General features: G+C 61.6%; 24 protein-coding genes, 1 tRNA gene and 1 pseudogene. 9 read left to right on the top strand and 17 right to left on the bottom strand.

The window, feature by feature from the left end; genetic code table 11:
• Positions 1–62: 62 nt before the first annotated feature.
• Together hjc and O2S87_RS04120 are read left to right on the top strand one after the other, a co-directional pair.
• Positions 63–485 carry a Holliday junction resolvase Hjc gene (gene hjc / locus O2S87_RS04125; protein ID WP_475407535.1) on the top strand — a complete coding sequence of 141 codons (423 nt, stop codon included), beginning with the start codon at positions 63–65 and terminating at the stop codon, positions 483–485.
• 79 nt (positions 486–564) lie between these two features.
• Positions 565–993 carry an Ig-like domain-containing protein gene (locus O2S87_RS04120; RefSeq protein WP_475407534.1) on the top strand — a complete coding sequence of 143 codons (429 nt, stop codon included), beginning with the start codon at positions 565–567 and terminating at the stop codon, positions 991–993.
• Here O2S87_RS04120 and O2S87_RS04115 read toward each other — a convergent pair whose 3' ends face one another.
• On the bottom strand, positions 994–1,707 hold the full coding sequence (locus O2S87_RS04115) for an SWIM zinc finger family protein (protein ID WP_475407533.1): 714 nt from the start codon (positions 1,705–1,707) through the stop codon (positions 994–996). It lies immediately after the preceding gene.
• A 144-nt stretch (positions 1,708–1,851) separates the two neighbouring features.
• Here O2S87_RS04115 and O2S87_RS04110 point away from each other — a divergent pair, with 144 nt between their 5' ends.
• Positions 1,852–2,079, top strand: a complete 228-nt coding sequence (locus O2S87_RS04110) for a DUF7472 family protein (protein WP_475407532.1) — start codon at positions 1,852–1,854, stop codon at positions 2,077–2,079.
• 43 nt (positions 2,080–2,122) lie between these two features.
• Here O2S87_RS04110 and O2S87_RS04105 read toward each other — a convergent pair whose 3' ends face one another.
• Entirely contained in the window at positions 2,123–3,229 is a 1,107-nt protein-coding gene (locus O2S87_RS04105; protein WP_475407531.1) for a DNA primase, read from the bottom strand.
• A 121-nt stretch (positions 3,230–3,350) separates the two neighbouring features.
• Between O2S87_RS04105 and O2S87_RS04100 the strand changes: the two genes are divergently transcribed.
• The gene (locus tag O2S87_RS04100; protein WP_475407530.1) at positions 3,351–3,941 is read left to right on the top strand and encodes a DUF7474 family protein; all 591 of its coding nucleotides are present in this window, start codon (positions 3,351–3,353) and stop codon (positions 3,939–3,941) included.
• A gap of 98 nt (positions 3,942–4,039) precedes the next feature.
• Here the strand turns inward: O2S87_RS04100 and O2S87_RS04095 are convergent, their stop codons facing one another.
• From O2S87_RS04095 to larB, 7 genes are all read right to left on the bottom strand, one after another.
• The gene (locus O2S87_RS04095; protein WP_475407529.1) at positions 4,040–4,243 is read right to left on the bottom strand and encodes a DUF1328 family protein; all 204 of its coding nucleotides are present in this window, start codon (positions 4,241–4,243) and stop codon (positions 4,040–4,042) included.
• A 1-nt stretch (position 4,244) separates the two neighbouring features.
• Complete coding sequence (locus tag O2S87_RS04090) at positions 4,245–4,487, bottom strand: PRC-barrel domain containing protein (protein WP_475407528.1); 243 nt, start codon at positions 4,485–4,487, stop codon at positions 4,245–4,247.
• Positions 4,488–4,588: 101 nt separating this feature from the next.
• Positions 4,589–5,332, bottom strand: coding sequence for a DNA polymerase sliding clamp (locus O2S87_RS04085; protein ID WP_475407527.1), 744 nt, complete (start codon positions 5,330–5,332; stop codon positions 4,589–4,591).
• A gap of 74 nt (positions 5,333–5,406) precedes the next feature.
• The gene (locus O2S87_RS04080) at positions 5,407–6,780 is read right to left on the bottom strand and encodes a phosphoglucomutase/phosphomannomutase family protein (protein ID WP_475407526.1); all 1,374 of its coding nucleotides are present in this window, start codon (positions 6,778–6,780) and stop codon (positions 5,407–5,409) included.
• Between the two features lie 45 nt (positions 6,781–6,825).
• Positions 6,826–7,101, bottom strand: a complete 276-nt coding sequence (locus tag O2S87_RS04075) for a GIY-YIG nuclease family protein (RefSeq protein ID WP_475407525.1) — start codon at positions 7,099–7,101, stop codon at positions 6,826–6,828.
• Between the two features lie 128 nt (positions 7,102–7,229).
• Positions 7,230–7,376: a DUF7563 family protein gene (locus O2S87_RS04070; protein WP_475407524.1), complete on the bottom strand. Its 147-nt coding sequence runs from the start codon at positions 7,374–7,376 to the stop codon at positions 7,230–7,232.
• A gap of 128 nt (positions 7,377–7,504) precedes the next feature.
• Complete coding sequence (gene larB, locus O2S87_RS04065; RefSeq protein ID WP_475407582.1) at positions 7,505–8,266, bottom strand: nickel pincer cofactor biosynthesis protein LarB; 762 nt, start codon at positions 8,264–8,266, stop codon at positions 7,505–7,507.
• Positions 8,267–8,450: 184 nt separating this feature from the next.
• Between larB and O2S87_RS04060 the strand changes: the two genes are divergently transcribed.
• On the top strand, positions 8,451–8,618 hold the full coding sequence (locus O2S87_RS04060) for a DUF1931 family protein (RefSeq protein WP_253737876.1): 168 nt from the start codon (positions 8,451–8,453) through the stop codon (positions 8,616–8,618).
• A gap of 68 nt (positions 8,619–8,686) precedes the next feature.
• Here the strand turns inward: O2S87_RS04060 and rpiA are convergent, their stop codons facing one another.
• From rpiA to thpR, 3 genes are all read right to left on the bottom strand, one after another.
• On the bottom strand, positions 8,687–9,379 hold the full coding sequence (rpiA, locus tag O2S87_RS04055) for a ribose-5-phosphate isomerase RpiA (protein WP_475407523.1): 693 nt from the start codon (positions 9,377–9,379) through the stop codon (positions 8,687–8,689).
• Positions 9,380–9,427: 48 nt separating this feature from the next.
• On the bottom strand, positions 9,428–10,552 hold the full coding sequence (locus O2S87_RS04050; protein WP_475407522.1) for an ORC1-type DNA replication protein: 1,125 nt from the start codon (positions 10,550–10,552) through the stop codon (positions 9,428–9,430).
• Positions 10,553–10,617: 65 nt separating this feature from the next.
• Positions 10,618–11,178 (bottom strand): RNA 2',3'-cyclic phosphodiesterase, encoded by a 561-nt coding sequence (gene thpR, locus O2S87_RS04045; protein ID WP_475407521.1) that lies wholly within the window; start codon positions 11,176–11,178, stop codon positions 10,618–10,620.
• A gap of 525 nt (positions 11,179–11,703) precedes the next feature.
• On the opposite strand from thpR, the pseudogene O2S87_RS04040 reads away from it, so the two are divergent.
• The 3 genes and pseudogenes from O2S87_RS04040 to O2S87_RS04030 all read left to right on the top strand — a co-directional run bounded on the left by O2S87_RS04040 (position 11,704) and on the right by O2S87_RS04030 (position 13,388).
• A pseudogene (locus tag O2S87_RS04040) lies at positions 11,704–12,578 on the top strand (eCIS core domain-containing protein).
• Positions 12,579–12,757: 179 nt separating this feature from the next.
• Positions 12,758–12,828: transfer RNA gene (locus tag O2S87_RS04035), tRNA-Gly, on the top strand.
• Positions 12,829–13,076: 248 nt separating this feature from the next.
• A complete protein-coding gene (locus O2S87_RS04030) occupies positions 13,077–13,388 on the top strand; it encodes a DUF7964 domain-containing protein (RefSeq protein WP_475407520.1) in 312 nt (103 codons plus the stop codon).
• A gap of 15 nt (positions 13,389–13,403) precedes the next feature.
• On the opposite strand, the gene O2S87_RS04025 is transcribed toward O2S87_RS04030, so the two are convergent.
• Entirely contained in the window at positions 13,404–14,180 is a 777-nt protein-coding gene (locus O2S87_RS04025; RefSeq protein ID WP_475407519.1) for a pirin family protein, read from the bottom strand.
• Positions 14,181–14,224: 44 nt separating this feature from the next.
• Complete coding sequence (locus O2S87_RS04020; RefSeq protein ID WP_475407518.1) at positions 14,225–14,767, bottom strand: NADPH-dependent FMN reductase; 543 nt, start codon at positions 14,765–14,767, stop codon at positions 14,225–14,227.
• Positions 14,768–14,905: 138 nt separating this feature from the next.
• On the opposite strand from O2S87_RS04020, the gene O2S87_RS04015 reads away from it, so the two are divergent.
• A complete protein-coding gene (locus O2S87_RS04015) occupies positions 14,906–15,850 on the top strand; it encodes an LEA/WHy family protein (RefSeq protein WP_475407517.1) in 945 nt (314 codons plus the stop codon).
• A gap of 64 nt (positions 15,851–15,914) precedes the next feature.
• On the opposite strand, the gene O2S87_RS04010 is transcribed toward O2S87_RS04015, so the two are convergent.
• The 3 genes from O2S87_RS04010 to ubaA all read right to left on the bottom strand — a co-directional run bounded on the left by O2S87_RS04010 (position 15,915) and on the right by ubaA (position 17,879).
• The gene (locus tag O2S87_RS04010; RefSeq protein WP_475407516.1) at positions 15,915–16,652 is read right to left on the bottom strand and encodes a queuosine precursor transporter; all 738 of its coding nucleotides are present in this window, start codon (positions 16,650–16,652) and stop codon (positions 15,915–15,917) included.
• A complete protein-coding gene (locus O2S87_RS04005; RefSeq protein ID WP_475407515.1) occupies positions 16,642–16,815 on the bottom strand; it encodes a ribbon-helix-helix domain-containing protein in 174 nt (57 codons plus the stop codon). The genes O2S87_RS04010 and O2S87_RS04005 overlap by 11 nt, the downstream gene beginning before the upstream one ends.
• A gap of 227 nt (positions 16,816–17,042) precedes the next feature.
• The gene (gene ubaA / locus O2S87_RS04000) at positions 17,043–17,879 is read right to left on the bottom strand and encodes an SAMP-activating enzyme E1 (protein ID WP_475407514.1); all 837 of its coding nucleotides are present in this window, start codon (positions 17,877–17,879) and stop codon (positions 17,043–17,045) included.
• Positions 17,880–17,901 lie beyond the last annotated feature (22 nt).

The following is a 17,901-nucleotide window of genomic DNA, read 5'->3' as shown; positions in this document are numbered from 1 at the left end:
GCTCGGTATGAACTCCCTACCCGGGTTTCGATGTCGTACAGGGTGTGTTTGTGGAGGAGTAGATGTCAGCTAACCGCAAGGGTGACCGACGTGAACGCGAACTCGTCAACCGACTCGACGAGTCTGGATTCGCAGTCATGCGTGCGCCCGCCAGCGGGAGTGCGACCGAGCGCGAACTCCCCGACGTGCTGGCGGGCGACGGCGACCGGTTTTACGCTATCGAAGCCAAATCCAGCAGCGGGAACCCAATCTATCTCACCGGCCAAGAGGTCGAAGCACTCATTTATTTCGCCCGGAACTTCGGCGCGAAAGCCCGGATTGCCGTCCGATTTGACCGCGAAGACTGGTACTTCTTCCATCCGGGCGACCTGTATACGACCAACGGTGGCAACTACCGCGTAAAAAAAGAAACCGCGCTCGCCGACGGTGTCGACTTCGACGAGTTCGTCGGCCGCAGTACCAAGACGACACTCGACGATATCTAGTTCAGTTGTTGTCCAGTATATTCTTATTTTCAGTAATTGTTGAGTAATTTGTATCCTCTTTCAGTCAGTATGTCACCCAATGGGTGTAGACCGTCGGGGTGTGATTGTAGCGTCGCTCTCTGTTTTCGTCTTTGGGGGCTGTCTCGGTCGTGAGTCGTTGTCGACGTCGTTCGACCTTCGTATCGAAAATCAGGATAGTCGATCACACGAACTGTCGGTTGCTATCGTCCACGTCAGCGAAGAGACGGTGTATGACGAAACGCTTCAGATCGAACCCGACGAGCGGGTAACTGAGGAGAACATCGTAGAGACGGCCGGTCGGTACCGAATCGAAGCGATCGATACGACCGGTGACGAGGAACGAACCGCCGAACAGCAGGTCGAACTGTCGACTGGCTCGCCGTTTTGTGGCTGGTTCACGGTACGCGTCGAGGACGAATCGGTGAGCGTGTCGGTTCCGCGATGTCCCGACGAGGAGAACGAAACGACAGACGACAGTAGGGAGTGACTACTCAGCCACACTGCTCGCGAGTGCTGTAGCGTGGGTCGGCTGATGGCTCGCGAGCAGTCGCTGGCCACGGACGGGGTCGCGGTCAGTATGGCGGAGCCGACTCGCCGGAAAGCCGTACTGTTTGGCCGCTCTGCCGGTCGTCTGTCGCGCCAGCGCGCTGGCGTAGACGGCCTCGATAACCGGTTCGTGGACGCCATATGCATCGTTCGTTTCAACGGCGGCGATAGATCGGCCGTCGTCGGTTCGTGCCGTATCCGCGCGGTCAGCTGTTTGTTCGACGACGATCAGAGGGCTTCCAGTTTCGCGGTCGACGACGAGTTCGCCGGGTTCGAAGGCGTGGGTTTCACAGAGGGCAGTGGGTTGGTCGCAGTCGACGAGTACCGTATTGCCGCAGAGCGCGCAGACGCCCTCGCGCATTCCTGCGGGTGGGACTGTGTCCGCAGCGGCCTCGATGGCTACCCGTCGAAGGTGTTTGCACCGCGCGCCGCGGATCGCGTGATCGGGGCAGGTACAGCGTGTCTGATTGGTGTCGACGACGTAGGTGCCGCCGTCGGTTTCGACGATCGTTCGGCCATCTCGGAGCGTTCGAAGCGTCATCGGTTCGGTTCGCGCGCGGTGTGCGCGCTGGCCGGTGCCTGCGGCTGTTCGGGTGTTGGGCGGTGGATGGCGGGCGGTCGACTGATCGGCGTCGTAACTCGTGTGGGCTGTCATTGGAGGGTCACCAGCTACTCTCGTTTAGGGTCTGCGTGTACCTAAACCCTTCTTCGGCCGAAATCCCGGCTCCAAGCGGTCAGTGGCGTGATTTTCCTCACGCGTTTCGAAGCCCTTTTGAGACGGCCGTCAAAACGGAGCGATATGGATATCGACGAGGAAATGCGCCGACAGACGGTGGTTTCGCTTCTCGCCGTCGGCCTGTTCCTCGCTTCCCTGATTGGTATCGGTGTCGTCTTCGACGGTGCCGAAGGGTTGTCGAGCAACGGCGCGCTGGCGATCGTTGGCGCGCTCACTGGATTTGTACTGCTTATGGCCGTTATCGGACTATTTCTCATTCGCCGATCGGACGACGAGCCGACCGACACCTAACACTCGACTCACTGACTGACCGGCCCGCTCGCGTCTCACTCGCTCACTCGACGCTGGCCGCCTGCGTCTCGCGCCAGTCGACCAACCCGTCGTCGGCCGCTTCCAGTTTGGTCTGGTAGTACGCCAGCGGATGGCCCGCGACTTTCCAGTGGTCGTCCTCGTTGTGACAGATCCTGTAGGCACTCAGCGTTTCGCACGACGGCGGCGGGTACTGCGTGCCGCGGTCGTCACGGAGATACTCCGTCTGGTAGCGGATTCCGTCGGGATCGAGCGACGACGCCGCACAGAAGTCGACGATCTCGTCGGCCTCCATCCCGATGCCCGTCAGAAACGCCATCAGGGTGAAGCTTTCAAACTCTTGGAGCTCGATCCCGTCTTCGGCCTTCTGAAGCAGGTTCTCGATACACGGCGGAAACAGCTCGCGGTTGACGAAATCGATCCGGCCGACGACCGTTCGCTCCGAGAGCAGTCGACGGAGCTCGCCGAGATCTGATTCGAGGGGCTCGACGATCCCCTCACCCTCGGTCAGCCCCTCGAACGGCAGGCCCGCCTCAACCCGACGTCTGATCGCGGTCCCGAGCAGCGCGAATAGCTCCTCGCGTTCGACCCGTACGTCGCCGTCGACCACCTCGCGGTTGACCAACCGCCAGCGGTCGCCGCGAGAGCCCGAGGCGAGCCGGAGATACGTCGCGACCTCGACGCGAAACCAGGCGGGCTCGCGGCTCGAATGAGTCGTCTCGGCGCGGATCGCCGTCGTCAGCTCCAACTCCTCGAGGATCGTCTCGCGGTCGATCCGGGCGCTGGTCGTGCTTTTGAGGCCGTCGTCGCCGGTCTCGAAGTCCTCTTTGAGTCGTTCGACGGCGGTTTTGGCCTCGGCGGCCGCGTACTTGTCGATCGCCGCGCCCGAATCGAGTAGCGAAACGAGAATTCGAGCAATGGGATACGACAGCAGCTCGTCCTCGGTGTGCCACTCGTCGGGGGTTTCGGCGTCGACCCGGCCCGCAAGCAGGGCCCGTTCGACCCGCTCGCGCCCGCGGTCGACCGCTGGCGCGCCGGTCTCGATCAGCGTCTCGATGTCGACGCCCAGCTCACCGACGGCCGCGCGGGCCGCCTCCAGAAATGGATACCGTGCGTGGCGTGAGGTCGACATGGTTACCGCGAGAATTTCACGGCAGGATGAATAAGCCCGACGGTTACTCGGTCACGGTGACTGGTCATGTCCACAGACTAATCACGAAATCTATAATCAGGTAGCGATACAGTCACCAGTAGTGCCTCGTTTCAGCTACCCTTGTCCGGGCTGTCGAACGACCAACAGCCTCCACGAGCTCGACTGCCGATTCGAGGGGACGACGTGGCCGACCATCGAGAAGGCCTACACCGACTCGCTGGCGGTGTTGTCGACGCGCGATTGCACCGAGAAAGCGCTCCGAACGGCGATTCACAGCGAGTGGAGCGAGCTTCATACGGCCGCGCTCGAAACGCTCAAACGTGTCAGTCGGGTCGAACAGGACGACGACGGAACGCTTCGACTCCTGACGGCCGCCGAGTACAAGGAGCTCGTCTCCGAGCCGACCGTCGAGCCGATGGCGACGATCTACGAGCACGGTTCGCTGCCGGGCTGTCACGACAACGCGGTGTTCGCGATGATCGCGTGGTACGAGATGGTCGACCTCTCGTGGGCCGAAACGAAAGCCACCGTCTGTGAGTGGCTCAGAGAGTCGGGAACCTGGGATCGCGGCGGCTTCGAGGAGTCGTCGCCCGAGGAACTCGTCGAGAGTAAACGCCACGTCTACGAGGCGGGTTACGGCTGGAAACAGGCTGGCAGAGAAGCTAAAGCCGTCATCGACCGCCATCGGTAGCCACTGACTACCGACTGATAGTTGTCGACTACTCTTAGATAAAACTCGGCTACCAACTGCTTGTTGTCGACTCTTTTTCGGTAGTCACCGGCTACTGCTCAGAGAATCAGACTCAGAACGGCCAGCACGAGAAAGATCAGCACGAAGATGCGGGCGATCCGCATCGATATACCGGCGACTCCCTGAAAGCCGACGATGCCGGCGACGATCGCGAGCGCGAAAAACACCAGTCCGTACCAGAGGAACTCACCCTGGAGCGGGGCGGCCGCGAGCCCGTCGACGGCGGTGAGTATACTCGCCATCTCAGAACTCCTTGAGTCGGATCTCGTCGTCGGTGATCTCGTCGACCGCGTCGGATCGAAGCGTGTAGGTGTCTGTATTACTTGATTCGGCCCAGTCGAGCATCGAGAGGAACGTCTCGGTGAGCCCGGGTTCGGGGTCGACCGACGCGGCTCCGTTTTCAACCACAACGACTCGGCCGACACGCTCTCCATCGGCGTTTCTGACCGGTTTCGACTCGTCGTCGGCAGTCAGTGTTGTTCGCATAGCGTTGGGCTATGACTGCCACAGTTAAAGGCGTGATTTCGGAAACGTTGATCGATACGTCGCGCCGACTGTGCGGAATAGTGAAAAGACGGTCGACCGGCTCAGTCGCTCTGGATGCGCGGTGCGAGCATGTAGGTGACGTGCCCCAGGCCTTCGGCGAACTCGTAGTGGAGTTTGACGGGGAACTCCTCGCCGAGGTCGACCGTCACTTCGGTGGCCTTGGGGATCGCCTTGTTCATGTCTTTGAGATAATCGAGCGAGAACAGCGAGTTGGCCGCGCCGGCGGTGAGATCGATGAGGTCCCCTCGGGGGAGTTTGAGGTCGACGTCGTCGGTGTCGCCCTCGGCTTCGATATAAAACGCCTCCTCGCTTTCGTCGACGCGAAGCGAGATGTGGTCGCTCACCATGTCGGCGGCTTTGATACCGCGGTTGAGCTGATTGCCTTCGAGAACGACCTGCGCGGGGAGATCGAGATCTGGAATATCTGGCTCCTGGCGGATCGAGTCGGGGTCGATCAGCGCCAGCGTGTACGAGAGGCCGTCGATCTGGATGTGGAGCTTGCGAGTCTCCTCGTCGAGTTCGAGCTGGACGAGATCGCCGGCGTTTGCCATGCCTGCGATGTCTTCGAGCCGTCCGAGGTTGACGCCGATCACGCCGCCGTCGGCCTCGTAGGACTCGAAGGCCGCCGCGTCCAACGAGAGGTCGACCATGCCAACGTTTGCGGGGTCGACGGCGCGAATGGAGAACTCCTCGGAGTTGAGTCGGATCTTACACTCGTCTACCAGCACGCTCACCGAATCGAGCGCGTCTTTGAGCGTTTCGGCGCTCACGATGGCCTTGAACATATAACTCGATCTACGGAAGGCCCCAATAAAAAGACATCCGGTTCCGTACCTGCTCGACCGCCGACGAGGGTGCGTTAGACTAGGGGTTCGACGAGGTCGACGCCCTCGTCGAGCAGCGTTTCGAGTCGGTCTTTGCTTCCGGCCTCTCCGTACACCCGAAGTTTGGGTTCGGTTCCACTTGGTCGAATGAGGAGCCACGAACCGTCCTCTAAGAGGAGTTTAAATCCATCGAGGGTGACGGTGTTGGCGACCGCCGAGCCAGCGACTGACTCGGGAATGTGGTCTTCGAGATCGCTCAGGACGCGCTCTTTCTGGTCATCGAGACAGGCCACGCTGCGTTTGCTGGCGTGGATCTCGCCGTGTTCGTCCAGGAGGGCATCGACCCGGTCGTCGAGCGGCTTGGCAGCCGTCACTGCGCCAGCAAGCAGCGCCATCAGCACCCCGTCCTTCTCGCGGATGTGGCCTCGAATCGAGAAGCCACCCGACTCCTCGCCGCCGATGAGGGCATCGGTTTCGCCCATCGCTTTCCCGATCCACTTGAAGCCGACCGGCACCTCAACGACTTCCTCGCCATTTGCCTCGGCGATGCGGTCGATCAAGAAGGTCGTCGACACCGAGCGGACCGCGGGGCCCGAATCAGTCTCTAGAAGATAGTCGTAAACAGCGGCGAAAAAGAGGTTCTCGTCGAGATAGCCGCGGTCGGGTGTACAGATGGCGATCCGGTCGGCATCGCCGTCATTAGCGACCCCGAGATCCGCATCGTGTTCTTTGACTGCCTCGGCGAGCGGCTGGAGGTTGCTCGGACTCGGCTCGGGTTCGCCGCCGCCGAAGGTGGGATCTTTCTCACAGCGTCGACGAACCACGTCCGCGCCCGCCGATTCGAGCAGCGCGTCGGTGACGCCCTGGCCGCTGCCGTACAGGGCATCGTAGACGATCGTAAGCTCCGAGAGATCGGCGTCGACGAGTTCGTGGGCGTGGTCGGCGTGGTTCGGAATCGGATCTACTTCTTTAATTTCGCCCCACTCGTCTTCGGGAAGCAGATCGGGTTCGGCGAGGTTCTCGACGATCTTTTCAGTCCGCTCGGGCAGCGCAGGCGCACCGTCCTCGGGAATGAACTTGACACCGTTGTACTCCGGCGGGTTGTGCGAGGCGGTGACCATGAGTGCACACGACAGCCCGCGGTCGACGATTGCGTAGGCGATCACTGGGGTCGGACAGTCGCGTTTGGGAAGCAGGACGTCAAACCCGTGGCCAGCCATGATCTCGGCGAGGCTCTCGGCGAAGCCGGGCGAGGTCTCGCGGGCGTCGTAGCCGACGATGACGGGGTCGGTGTACCCCTCGTCTTCGAGATAGCGGGCGACCGCTTCGCCGACGATCCGGACTCGCTCGTCTGTGAACACATCCAGGGTTGCACGCCACCCATCGGTGCCGAAAGCAATCTTGTCCATACAATCTCTCCTTTCGCAACTGATAAAAATGTGTGAGGTGCGACACTACGCTGTGCTGTCAGGTTCGAAGGCCGAACCGCCTGCTATGAGCGCCAGTTTCGCCTCTCGACTGCGTTGTTTGATTCGGTACTCGCGGCGCATCGCGGCGGACTTGGTTTCGTGGGATTCGAGATAGACGCGTTCGACTGGTGTTCGTCCGCGTGTGTACTTCGCACCCTTACCGGCGTTGTGTTCGGCCAGTCGTCTGTCGGGGTCGGTCGTATAGCCCGTATAGATGCTGTCGTCGGCACACCGGAGCATGTAGACGTAGTGGTCGCTCACGGTCGACGGTGTCGTCACTGGTACAAAAGTGGTTTCGTGGTCGGCAAAAATCGGCCATTGACCGACTGGCGTCGGCCCCCCAATGGCCGAATATGGCTGTTCAGTGGGCTGTTCACGGTCCCCCTAACTTAGCTGCGGGTTCGTTCTCGGGCGGCTTCGGCGATGCCAGCGTTGGCCGAACAGGACGGGCAGGCAAACACCTGTCCCAACTCGTCGGCAAACACCCGTGCGAAGCGGTCCGAAACGTGTGACCCGCAATGATCGCAACGTGACATTTATCCCCGGCTCCACTGCAAGCCGGTGACGATTCTAGGCCGTGAGTAGTCAAATACTCTTCTTCTATTTATATAATGAATCGTAACGTTTGGTTACTAGTTAGTTACCAGCGTTCGGTTTGTTCTATTCAGTCAGTCGACCCGTCGACCGCACGGGCGATGAGTGCGGCCTGTGCGCCCGCGGTAAAGCCCGCGTCGATATTGACGACCGACAGCGCCGAACACGACTGCAACAGCCCCAACAGCGCGGCCTCGCCGTCGCCGCCTGCGCCGTAGCCCGACGAGACCGGTACGCCGATCACGGGACAGTCGACCTGTCCGGCGACCACGGTCGGTAGTGCGCCCTCGCGGCCCGCGACCGCGACCACTACGTCGGCGGATCGAATCCGATCTATCTGATCGAACAGTCGGTCGATGTTGGCAACACCGATATCCTGAATCACTGTGCAGTCGGCCCCGACGGCCTTGATGACGGCGGCCGCCTCACCAGCCACGGGGTAGTCCGAGGTGCCACCGGTGACGATACACACCTCGGCGGCCAGCGAGAGCTGGTCGAACCCGTTGCTCGTGACTGTGATCGTCCTGGCCCGGTCGTCGACGCTCACAGTTACCGTTTCTGCTGAGCCAAACGCGCGTTCGACGGCTTCGGTAGTCGCGTCGTCGGCTCTGGTGACGAGCGCGCGGTCGGTGGTTTCGACGGCCATTTCGGCGAGCTCGACTACTTCACCCGGTGTTTTGCCCTCGGCCAGAATCGCCTCAGGAATGCCGCGTCGTTGCTCGCGGGCGGCGTCGAACCGACCTGACGGTGTCGTGGCGTAGCCCGAGAGTCGCGCCTCGGCAGTCGCTACCGACAGTGTGCCCGCCGCAAGCGCTTCGAGCGTCTCTCTCATGGTGTGTCGACGGTGATCCACTGGGTCGTAGCTGTCGGTCGGCCTGCGTATATAATGGTGGCGAAACCGCTCCGTGTCGACATTCACAATTTGGGTCATACAGGGGTCCAGACTAGCGTCCAGCCCTTTTCGACACGAATCACATAACAACCCTTATTACACAGGACTCGGTACGACAGGGTGCATGGCAGATCTTATCGTCAAAGCAGCCGTTAAGGAAGCGCTGAACGACAAAAACGTTGCTTCGGACTTTTACGACGCACTCGACGCAGAGGTCGAGGAGCTTCTCGAAGACGCCGCCCGCCGAGCAGAGGACAACGACCGGAAGACGGTCCAGCCCCGCGACCTGTAAGGCCGACCCGATCCCCGTTTTTTTGACCCCACGCCTGACAGCCGATGGCTCGTTGAATACGTACGGTATCAGTACGTCGACACCGAAACCCCGTCTGGCCTGCCAACGTAGAGCGCCGACGTTCGGTCGACGAACAGTCCATGTTCGACGACGCCCGGAACCGCCGAGAGCGGCGCGGCCAGCCCTGCAGGGTCGTCAATCGCTCCGAAATCAGCATCGACGACGAGGTTCCCGTTATCGGTGACAACCGGGCCGTCCTTGTCGGCTGCGCGGCGGAGCGTCGGCGAGCCGCCCAGGTCGTCGACTGCTCGTTCGACGCCGGGACGAGCCGCCGGAATCACCTCAATAGCTACTGTGTGGTCCAGTCGCTCGGCAACTTTGGTTTCGTCGACCACGAGGTGGAGTTCGTCGGCCGTGGCGGCAACGATCTTCTCTCGGGTGTGGGCGGCGCCGCCGCCTTTGATGCAGTCTCCCGAGTCGATACGGACCTGGTCCGCACCATCAATAGCGAGATCGAGCCCCGTGACCTCGTCCAGGCCGACGAGCGGGATGCCGGCGTCAATGGCGAGCTCGCGGCTGGCGAACGAGGTCGGCACGCCGACGATATCAAGGCCGGCGTCGACCCGCTCGCCGAGCGCCTCGATCGCGAAGGCGGCTGTGCTCCCGGTGCCGAGGCCGACCGCCATCCCGTCGCAGACCTGCTCGGCGGCGGCCTCGCCTGCGCGACGTTTGGCCTCGTTGCTTCCGTTCGTCGACTTCATACTGCTGGCTGTGTGGGGACCCCTCAAACAGCTATCGGAGTTGGGTCACTAATCGAGCCGGTCGAGGATTGCCTCGGGCTCGTACTCAAGCGAGAGCGTTCGCGACCGGCCGCGGCCCTCAACGTCGGCGTACCGGGCCTCGATAATCCCGAGCTGGTCGAGTTTGTTCACCAGTTCGGTGTACCGCGTGTAGCCGAGCCCGGTGGCCTCCTCGAACTCCTCGTACACCGCGCCTGCGCGCTCGCCGTCGTGATCGACGAGCACTTCGACAAGCGCGCGCTCGGAATCCGACAGCCCCCGGAGGCTCCTGGAGAGATGGACGTGTTTGGACTTCTCGTAGGCCGACTCGATGTCTTGGTCGCTGATCGTCCGCGAGGCACGCATCTCGGCGTGCATCCCCGCCCGCCGCAGCAGGTCGATTCCGACACGAAGATCGCCGCTGTCGGCGGTGAGCTCAGCGATGCGTTCGATGCCCGTCTCACCGATAACGTCCTCGTGGAAGCCGCGGTCGGCGCGCTCGCGGAGGATCGACCGGATCTCGTCGACCGCGTATCGCGGGAAGTAGATCTCTTCGGGCCGAAAGACGCTCTGGACGCGCGTATCAATCTCGTCGATCACGTCAAGCGAGAGATCCGACGAGACGATGATGACGCCGATTTTGACTCCCGAGTGGGTTTCGTGGGCTCGCAACAACGAGTACAGGGTGTCGCTGGCCTCGTTCTCGTAAAACAGGTAGTTCACGTCGTCGAGCGCCACGATGAGGACGTCCTCGTCGTCGACCAACCGCTCGGTGAGTTGCCCAAAGAGCTTTTTGAACGAGATTCCCGACGAGGGTGGCTCGTAGTCGAAAATGCCCTGAAAAATCCGTGAGAAGACCGCATACCTGGTCGAGTCGACCTGGCAGTTGACCCGAACGGTCTGGATCTCGGTCTGGCCGCCGAGTTCGCCGAACAGTTTTTGAACGGCTGTGGTTTTACCGGTTCCTGGTGGCCCTTGGATCAGCGTATTCAGCGGCCGCGAGCCCCTTACAGCCGGTCGAAGCGCGTATTTCAGGCTTTCGAGCTGGCTGGTGCGGTGGTGGAAGGCGTCGGGGAGGTAGTCGATCTCGAAGACGTGTTCGTCACGGAAGACAGTCTGGTCCCACGACAGCATCTCTTCGGGATCGTCCGCCATCTGCCTGTGTGAATCCGTCCCGTCTACTTAATGATTCCCCGGATTTGGCCGTTGCGGGCTGTTGGCTACAGGTCGACCGTGCTGACCGTCTCATACTCGGGTCCCGAGTTGGTCAGTCGACTCGCTTTCAGGTGAATGTTCTCGACCTGAAACGTTCCGGTGGTCGGATCAGTCTCGTCGACGAGCGCTTGGACCTTTGATTTCCCCCTCGCGTCGTCCATCCGTCCAAGAGTTATGTGGGGTGTGAACGCGTGCCTATCGGTCTCGAAGTCGAGTGCGGTCAGCTCCGTTTCGAGTGCGTCGTGAAGCCGGGTCAACTCGGCCGCGCCACGACCCGGGCGAACGCCGGTCCAGACCACGCGAATGTACGCTCGCGAGGGAAAGACGCCGAGGCCGCCGACGGTGCACTCGAAGGGGTCGACTCCGCTCTCGTCGGCCACCCGCTCGATGGCCGTTTCGAGCTCCGGGACGCGCTCGGGATCGACCTCGCCGAGGAACGTGAGCGTGATGTGTGCCCGTGTCGGGTCGACGAGTCGGAGCCCCTCGATGTCGCGAAAGGCGGCCTGGACCGACTCGAGTGCGTCTGTCAGGTGCGCTGGGAGGTCGACGCTGACGAACAGTCGCATGGAATCAGTTCGGTACAGAGGCAGAAGTTGCTGTCACTCACGAGAGATCGTCTCCGCAGAGACGGTGCTTCGAATTATCCCGTGGCTCAGTTGGTTGTTCGCGCTGGAAATCCGTCCACTGGGTTCGACCCGAAACGATCCCGCCTGTCCGCTTTCGACGCCCGAACGACGGTGTTTCGTGTCCAGACTGCGCTGCGGAGCGCTTCGGGCGAACGTTTATATCAGAAGACAGAACGAATTGGGTACAGGACACAGATGGGATTCCGTTCATCGCGCCGGCCGGACGACGAACGGTCGGACGACTCGCACCAGCGGGGTCGAACCCGGGGGCCGACCGCGAGTCCAACCGACGTCCAGCGTGGCCCGACCGTAAATCGGAACCAGTCGACGCGCGGGCCGACCCCGCGGTCGACGGTCCCGAAACAGCCGTCGGCCCCTGCTGGAATATGGACGAACGACATCGAGAAAGGCGAGAGCCACTTCGGCATGGAGATTCCGAACCGGCGGACCCTCCAGCGGTTGCAGATGCACGAGTCGACCTACGGCCACCGCGTCCACGAGTGGGTCGACGAGGGGATGCCCTCGACGGTCATGGGCAAGACGCGGAGTATGGAAGCCTTCCGCCAGCGGCAGGCCGCCCGGCCGCCCGAAGTGCCGACGAACATCGAACGGCAGAACCGCCGGTCGGTGCTTCGGAGCGAGAAGGCCGCCGGTGGGTCGGCGCGGGCCGGTGAGACGGGTGTTCCGGAGTCGGTTCGAGAGGTGGTCTCGTCGACCGGTCGCTCGCTCGATTCCTCGATCCAGAGGGCGATCGAAGACCGGATGGGCGACTCGCTTGGCGACGTGCGAATCCATACTGGACCGCAGGCTGCGGCCGCCTGTGAGGCGATCAGTGCGCGGGCGTTCACGGTTGGCAACCACATCGCGTTCAATCATGGCGAGTACGATCCGTCCTCATCCGAGGGCCAGCACGTCTTGGCTCATGAGTTAGCGCACGTTCGTCAGCAGACCGGTGGCGCGGTCTCGATGTTGCCGCAAGAAGGGTTAGAGTTGGAGGTCGACCCTGATCCGGCGTTCGAACGTGAGGCGGTCTCTGAAATGCACTATCTGCACACCGACGGAAAAACCGAGCAGACCAAGGCGCAAAAGCGCCGCTGGACCGTGAGCCCGACGCGCGTATCGAACTCCCATCGATTGATCTCCATGAGTTCGAACTCTTTCGGCTGTTACTCGTGACAAATTTGAGTGCGCAGGTTCGTGACCGGTATCTAACGATGGGTGAACAGCCACCAGAAGCGTTCCAACATCAAGGCTTTGGCACCTATCGCGGGACGGTGAAACAACAGATCAACGAGATGTACGAGCAACACTATCTGTTCTCAGAATCGGTCGACAGGTAGTAATGCACACTTCGTAATCTCACACTGACGACCTGAAGAAATCTCCGGACAGACACGTCACTAGACAGTTGTTATGTAGCGACGTCGGGTTCCACAGACTATTTGAAATCAAAACTGTTGACACTATTTGATAGCCGAATGGCGGGATTTATGCCCGTCGACGGCTTCAGATTGAGTGCGCGCCGTTGGTCCAGTGGTAGGACAGAGCCTTCCCAAGGCTCTAGCCCGGGTTCAATTCCCGGACGGCGCATTTTCTGTCGTGAGCGAAGCGAACAACGAAAATCGCCACGGGAATTGAATCCTACCAGTCGCAGCACCCGAGCGAAGCGAGGGTGACCGTCTGGTTCCGGTTCAATTCCCGGACGGCGCACTCCTTCGTCGTGCGCCGTCCGATGTCCCACTCGCTTCGCTCGCGGGACTCCCGGACGGCGCATTTTTAATTGCCTCAGTCGACCACGAACCACCGCGTTCAAACCGCTGTCTCGGCTTTATATCTGTATGACACTCACCGATCTCCTCCCGGATCGCCCGCTTCAGCGCTCTGAAGTCGACGCCCTCGATGATAGCGAGAACATCGCTGGCAACTTTCCGGTCTTCCTCGAAGAAGCCTCACGGTTCGCTATCGCGCTCGTGGTGGTTATCGACGCTACGGCCCACGCGCTGAGCTACGACGTCGACGGCGACGGGTGGGAACTGATCGAGAGCCGCGAACTCGATCACCCGGTCGACGGCGGCGTCCACGCTGCCGATATGGGCCTGATCGAGGAGTTGCAGTCGACGGCCTCCCAATACGCCGGCGCGTCGGCATGACAACCCTCGGTTCGGTCAGCGACCGATCGTCCCCTGCCGCGTAATCGGCGCGTCGGGGTCGATGGTGAAAGCGACAAGCACCGAGTCCTCGGTCGCAGTCAGCATGACTTCTTCGTCGCTCTCGCCGGTCACCAGCGCGCTTTCGGTGGTGCCGATTTCAGTCTCCCCATCCGCAGTCGTCACCGCCCCCTCGAACACGTAGCAGTAGGTGTCCCACCCCGGACGCGAGGGTAGCGAGACGGTTGAGCCCTGGTCGACCCAACAATCGTACAACTCGACCGCGTTACGGACGGACAGCGGTGCGTCGGTGTTTTCGGGACCGAACAGGTGCCGCCACTCGTTGGGCGTCGACTCCGGAATCGGTTCGTGCTGAATAGTCGGCTCCAAACTGAGACTGTGAGGACGAACGAAGATCTGGAGCATCCGGAGCGGCGGATCGTCAGCGAGGGTTTTCTCGGAGTGCCAGAAGCCACTGCCCGCGCCCATGATCATCAGCTGCTCGGAATCCGTGACCAGCGAGTTACCCTGGCGGTCCTCGTGGCGCATCACGCCCGCCGGAACCCACGAAATGATTTCTTCATTCCGGTGCTGGTGCATCCGGATCAGCGTGTCCGGGTCCAAAAAGGACTCGACGACCGTCGACAGCGGCCCATACCCGTGATCCTCGTGGTCCGGAACCGCACGTCCGGGGAAATTGAAGTGAATCCGAAATTTCCCTTGGTGTTGGGAGATGTCGGTGCGCGGGCTTGTGTAGAGCGCCGACTCGCGGGTCGACGGCTCGGTGTCGTTCATATCGATCCGTACGCCGCCTATTTATAAGTGGGTTCGTACGCCGCCTATAGCGATCTGGGCTCGATTCGCGCGTACTCGGCGGCCATCCGGCCGAGCTTTTTCACCCGTGCTTCGAGGTCGCTGTCGACGAACTCCCCATCTTCAAACGCCTTGTATGCCCCGCGAATCCCGACCTCGTGGGGGAGTGTCCAGCCGTGGACCGTCCGAACCCCTGTTCGCAAATGCTCCAGCGTGGGTGCATACGAGCCACCACCTGCGGTTGCCAGCAGCCCGACGGTCGTGGCTTCAAACTCGTCTTTGCCCATGTAGTCGAAGGCGTTTTTGAGCGCCGACGACACCATTCCGTGGTAGACGGGCGTGCCCATCACCACCGCATCAGCAGCACCGACAACCTGCCGTAGTTTCACCGCATCGCCTCGATCCCGGTCGTCCGGATCGAACAACGGGAGGTCCCACTTTCGGAGATCGATCAGTTCGGTTTCTGCGCCCGCTGATTCGGTGGCTGCAAGGGCGTGTTCGAGCGCCAACCGAGTGTAGCTTTCATCCCGTAGACTCCCACAAATCGCAACGACAGTCGGGGCTTTCATCAGTGCCATTTATAAGCGGCCGTCAGAGTTCAGTCTTCTGGCGTTCAGTTCTCGGTTTTCTCGTCCGCAGATGACGGTCTCCGGCTGGGTGTCGGCAACAGCGGCTAAGTACGTTCGAACCGCAGACAAAAAACGATCATGGCCTTCGGCTCGAAGCGTCGACGTTCTCTCGTCGCCGTCGTTGCCGTCGTGCTGGTACTGCTCGGAGCCGCAGCTTACGGTGTTTTCGTCGTCGACCGACCCGAGGTCACCGACGTCGAAAACGAGTGGGGAGCGGTCACCGAGAACCGCACCGAAGTCGAGACCGCGATCGCGGTCGACAACCCGCGACTGCTCAGACTTAGTGACGGCGTCGCCGACGTACAGTACACCGTTGCGCTCAACGATGTCCAGTTCGCCAGTGAGCGCAAGTCGCAGGTGCAGTTGGCGGGCCGCGACGACGTTATCACTACCTCGACGTGGCTGAACAACGACCGGATTCCGGCGTGGTGGGTGACACACATCAATCGCAACGAGACGACAACGGTGACGGTCGACCCCACGGTCGCCGTCCAGTACGGCGGCGTCGACGCCCCGGCCGACGAGTTGACGCGCGAACGGACGATCGAAACCGAGCTTCTCGATCCGCTGAATTCGGATCGCTCCCGGGAGATCTCGGCGTTCGACCGCACGGTGTTCACGATCACCGAGACCAACGCCGACTGGGGCCACGCTACCGCCGAAGAAACGCCGATCGACGCCTCGATCAACGCCAGAAACGAGCTTCCCATCGCGCTTCCGATCACCGAGATCCAGTATACGATCCGGATGAACGGCGTCGTCGTCGGCGAGGGCACCGCCGCCGAGCGGACGGTGATCCCGGCCGACGAGCGCCGCGAGATCGATGCGAACGCGACGATCGACAACTCGGAACTCAACGAGTGGTGGGTCACCCATCTCGAAAACGACGAGATGACGCAGCTCACCGTCGACTTCACCGCGACCGTCGAGTACGACGGTGTCGAACGAGAACTCCCGCTCGATGGCGTCTCCTACGAACGGACGGTCGAGACGGACATCTTCGACTCCGAGGAGTCGGGCTGACAGGGTCGGAGCATTGAACAGACCATCTCGTAGAGGCAGATTTCCGATCGACGAACCGACACGATCAGTCGTCGACCGCGTAGCCGTGGGGGTCGACGCCCACCGGTCGCAGGGCGCGGACGACGAGGTAGACGAAGGGGGTATCGAGGAGGGCAATGAGGAGTTTGAGGAGGTACTGGCCGAGGATGAGGCCCCCGACCACGCCGGTCGACTCCGGCTCGCCGGTCCTCAGGATGGCGGGTGCGACGACGAACGCGACCGTGACGAAGATGACGGTGTCGAGGGCCTGACTGCTGGCAGTCGAGGCGATGTTTCGGAGCCAGAGATACTTCCCGGCGGTGTAGTCCCGGATCCAGTGGAAGACGACCACGTCCCAGTTCTGGCTGACGATGTAGGCCAGCAGGCTCCCGAGGACGATGTTGGTGCTCGGAGTGAGTGCGGCCGCGAAGGTCTCGGCGAACTCAGGATTGAGGGCGGGCGCGCGAAGCGTCGACCAGACCAGCGCGAGGACGACGAAGTTGAGTGCGAACGCCACGTTGACTACGATCTGTGCAGCCCGGCGGCCGTAGAGTTCGGCGTAGCAGTCCGACGCGAAGAAGGTCAGCGCGTACGCGAGTGCCGCACCCGGAAGGACGATCTCAGCGCCGACCGCCGGGAGCTCGACCGGCAGCGGAATTGCCAGCAGCTTGGCGGCGGTGAGCTGGGCGGTCACCAACGCGGTGACGAACAGGCCGACCAGGGCGACCTGACCGATTGCCAGCCGATCGGTCGGCGCGCCGGGGGCCAGTTGGCTACTCGTCATCGAGTCGACCTCGCCGTGTGTCGATGTCGTCGAGCATGTCGAGGGTTTTTCTGATTGACGCGCGGACGGCCTCGCTTCGGTTCACGAACTTCTTGCCGTCACCCACGTGGCTGTCAAGGTCTTCGAGCAGTTCGTCGGGGACTTCGACGCTTATCTTGGCCATGCCGGGATAATACTGGGCGAATACCTTTAAAATGCTTATTTATCGATATTCGATCGAAGAATGGTCTGGGTCGATTTAGAATGGATGGTCGTGATGACCCAGAAAGCCCCGAATCGCTCCTTTCATTCCCACCCGTTAGCGGCTGATCCACTGATGGTGGGTGGGGGTTTCTGGTTATTCGAACTCACTACACAAACTCAACGATCACCGCATTCACTCCGTCGACATCACGACGACGAGGCGACGTCTGCGTCGACCCCATCAATCGAACACCCGCCGCTATATTCGATGCCCTCGATGGAGTCGACCGGATCGTCGCCACAAATTGGACAGTCCTCGCGCGCACGATAGGGGACACGCTCGAAGGAGAGATCCATCGCGTTGTAACACAGCATCGTCCCCACCAACGCCTCGCCTTTGCCAAGCAGGAGTTTCATCGCCTCGGTCGCTTGCAAACAGCCCACGGTGCCCGGTAGCACACCCAACACGCCCGTGGTCGCACAGTCTGGCACGGTCCCCGGCGCTGGAGCTTCGGGGAACAGACACCGGTAGCACGGCCCCTCGGGAACCAGCGTCGTCACCTGCCCCTCGAACTTATAAATGGCCCCGTGGGCGACCGGAATCCCGGCCAGTCGACACACGTCGTTCACCAGATACCGCGTCGGGAAGTTGTCGGAGGCGTCGACAACCAGATCGTAGCCCTCGATAATCTCCCCAGCGTTCGCCTTCGAGAGCCGCGTTTCGTAGGTCTCGACGCTCACGTCAGGATTTAAATTGCTTATAAATGAGGCCGCGCTGTCGACCTTCGGCGTTCCCACGTCGCTGTCGGCGTGGATGATTTGACGCTGGAGGTTCGACCGCTCGACTGTGTCGTCGTCGACCACTCCAATGGTGCCGACGCCTGCGGCGGCGAGATACTGCAGGACGGGCGCGCCCAGCCCGCCCGCGCCAACGACGAGCACGCGGCTATCGAGGAGCGTCGACTGGCCCTCGGGGCCGATCTCCTCCATGATGATGTGCCGCGAGTAGCGGTCGAGTTGCGTTGCGTCCAGCGAGAGGCTCATACCCGTAGGTTGGCTGCCGTGA

Source organism: Halohasta sp. A2 (assembly GCF_056175805.1).
The sequence above is the reverse complement of the archived record's forward strand: the minus strand, read 5'-3'. Positions and strand labels throughout refer to the sequence as shown.

What these genes read in the sequence shown, in the direction of transcription:
- O2S87_RS04105 (WP_475407531.1), bottom strand. Translation starts at nt 3,229, where the DNA reads ATGTCGACCTCACGCCACGCACGGTATCCATTTCTGGAGGCGGCCCGC.
- ubaA (WP_475407514.1), bottom strand. Translation starts at nt 17,879, where the DNA reads ATGAGCCTCTCGCTGGACGCAACGCAACTCGACCGCTACTCGCGGCAC.
- rpiA (WP_475407523.1), bottom strand. Translation starts at nt 9,379, where the DNA reads ATGAAGTCGACGAACGGAAGCAACGAGGCCAAACGTCGCGCAGGCGAG.
- O2S87_RS04080 (WP_475407526.1), bottom strand. Translation starts at nt 6,780, where the DNA reads ATGGACAAGATTGCTTTCGGCACCGATGGGTGGCGTGCAACCCTGGAT.
- larB (WP_475407582.1), bottom strand. Translation starts at nt 8,266, where the DNA reads ATGAGAGAGACGCTCGAAGCGCTTGCGGCGGGCACACTGTCGGTAGCG.
- O2S87_RS04070 (WP_475407524.1), bottom strand. Translation starts at nt 7,376, where the DNA reads ATGTCACGTTGCGATCATTGCGGGTCACACGTTTCGGACCGCTTCGCA.
- O2S87_RS04095 (WP_475407529.1), bottom strand. Translation starts at nt 4,243, where the DNA reads ATGGCGAGTATACTCACCGCCGTCGACGGGCTCGCGGCCGCCCCGCTC.
- O2S87_RS04115 (WP_475407533.1), bottom strand. Translation starts at nt 1,707, where the DNA reads ATGACAGCCCACACGAGTTACGACGCCGATCAGTCGACCGCCCGCCAT.
- O2S87_RS04020 (WP_475407518.1), bottom strand. Translation starts at nt 14,767, where the DNA reads ATGAAAGCCCCGACTGTCGTTGCGATTTGTGGGAGTCTACGGGATGAA.
- O2S87_RS04110 (WP_475407532.1), top strand. Translation starts at nt 1,852, where the DNA reads ATGGATATCGACGAGGAAATGCGCCGACAGACGGTGGTTTCGCTTCTC.
- O2S87_RS04090 (WP_475407528.1), bottom strand. Translation starts at nt 4,487, where the DNA reads ATGCGAACAACACTGACTGCCGACGACGAGTCGAAACCGGTCAGAAAC.
- O2S87_RS04050 (WP_475407522.1), bottom strand. Translation starts at nt 10,552, where the DNA reads ATGGCGGACGATCCCGAAGAGATGCTGTCGTGGGACCAGACTGTCTTC.
- O2S87_RS04015 (WP_475407517.1), top strand. Translation starts at nt 14,906, where the DNA reads ATGGCCTTCGGCTCGAAGCGTCGACGTTCTCTCGTCGCCGTCGTTGCC.
- O2S87_RS04025 (WP_475407519.1), bottom strand. Translation starts at nt 14,180, where the DNA reads ATGAACGACACCGAGCCGTCGACCCGCGAGTCGGCGCTCTACACAAGC.
- thpR (WP_475407521.1), bottom strand. Translation starts at nt 11,178, where the DNA reads ATGCGACTGTTCGTCAGCGTCGACCTCCCAGCGCACCTGACAGACGCA.
- hjc (WP_475407535.1), top strand. Translation starts at nt 63, where the DNA reads ATGTCAGCTAACCGCAAGGGTGACCGACGTGAACGCGAACTCGTCAAC.
- O2S87_RS04060 (WP_253737876.1), top strand. Translation starts at nt 8,451, where the DNA reads ATGGCAGATCTTATCGTCAAAGCAGCCGTTAAGGAAGCGCTGAACGAC.
- O2S87_RS04085 (WP_475407527.1), bottom strand. Translation starts at nt 5,332, where the DNA reads ATGTTCAAGGCCATCGTGAGCGCCGAAACGCTCAAAGACGCGCTCGAT.
- O2S87_RS04120 (WP_475407534.1), top strand. Translation starts at nt 565, where the DNA reads ATGGGTGTAGACCGTCGGGGTGTGATTGTAGCGTCGCTCTCTGTTTTC.
- O2S87_RS04030 (WP_475407520.1), top strand. Translation starts at nt 13,077, where the DNA reads ATGACACTCACCGATCTCCTCCCGGATCGCCCGCTTCAGCGCTCTGAA.
- O2S87_RS04005 (WP_475407515.1), bottom strand. Translation starts at nt 16,815, where the DNA reads ATGGCCAAGATAAGCGTCGAAGTCCCCGACGAACTGCTCGAAGACCTT.
- O2S87_RS04010 (WP_475407516.1), bottom strand. Translation starts at nt 16,652, where the DNA reads ATGACGAGTAGCCAACTGGCCCCCGGCGCGCCGACCGATCGGCTGGCA.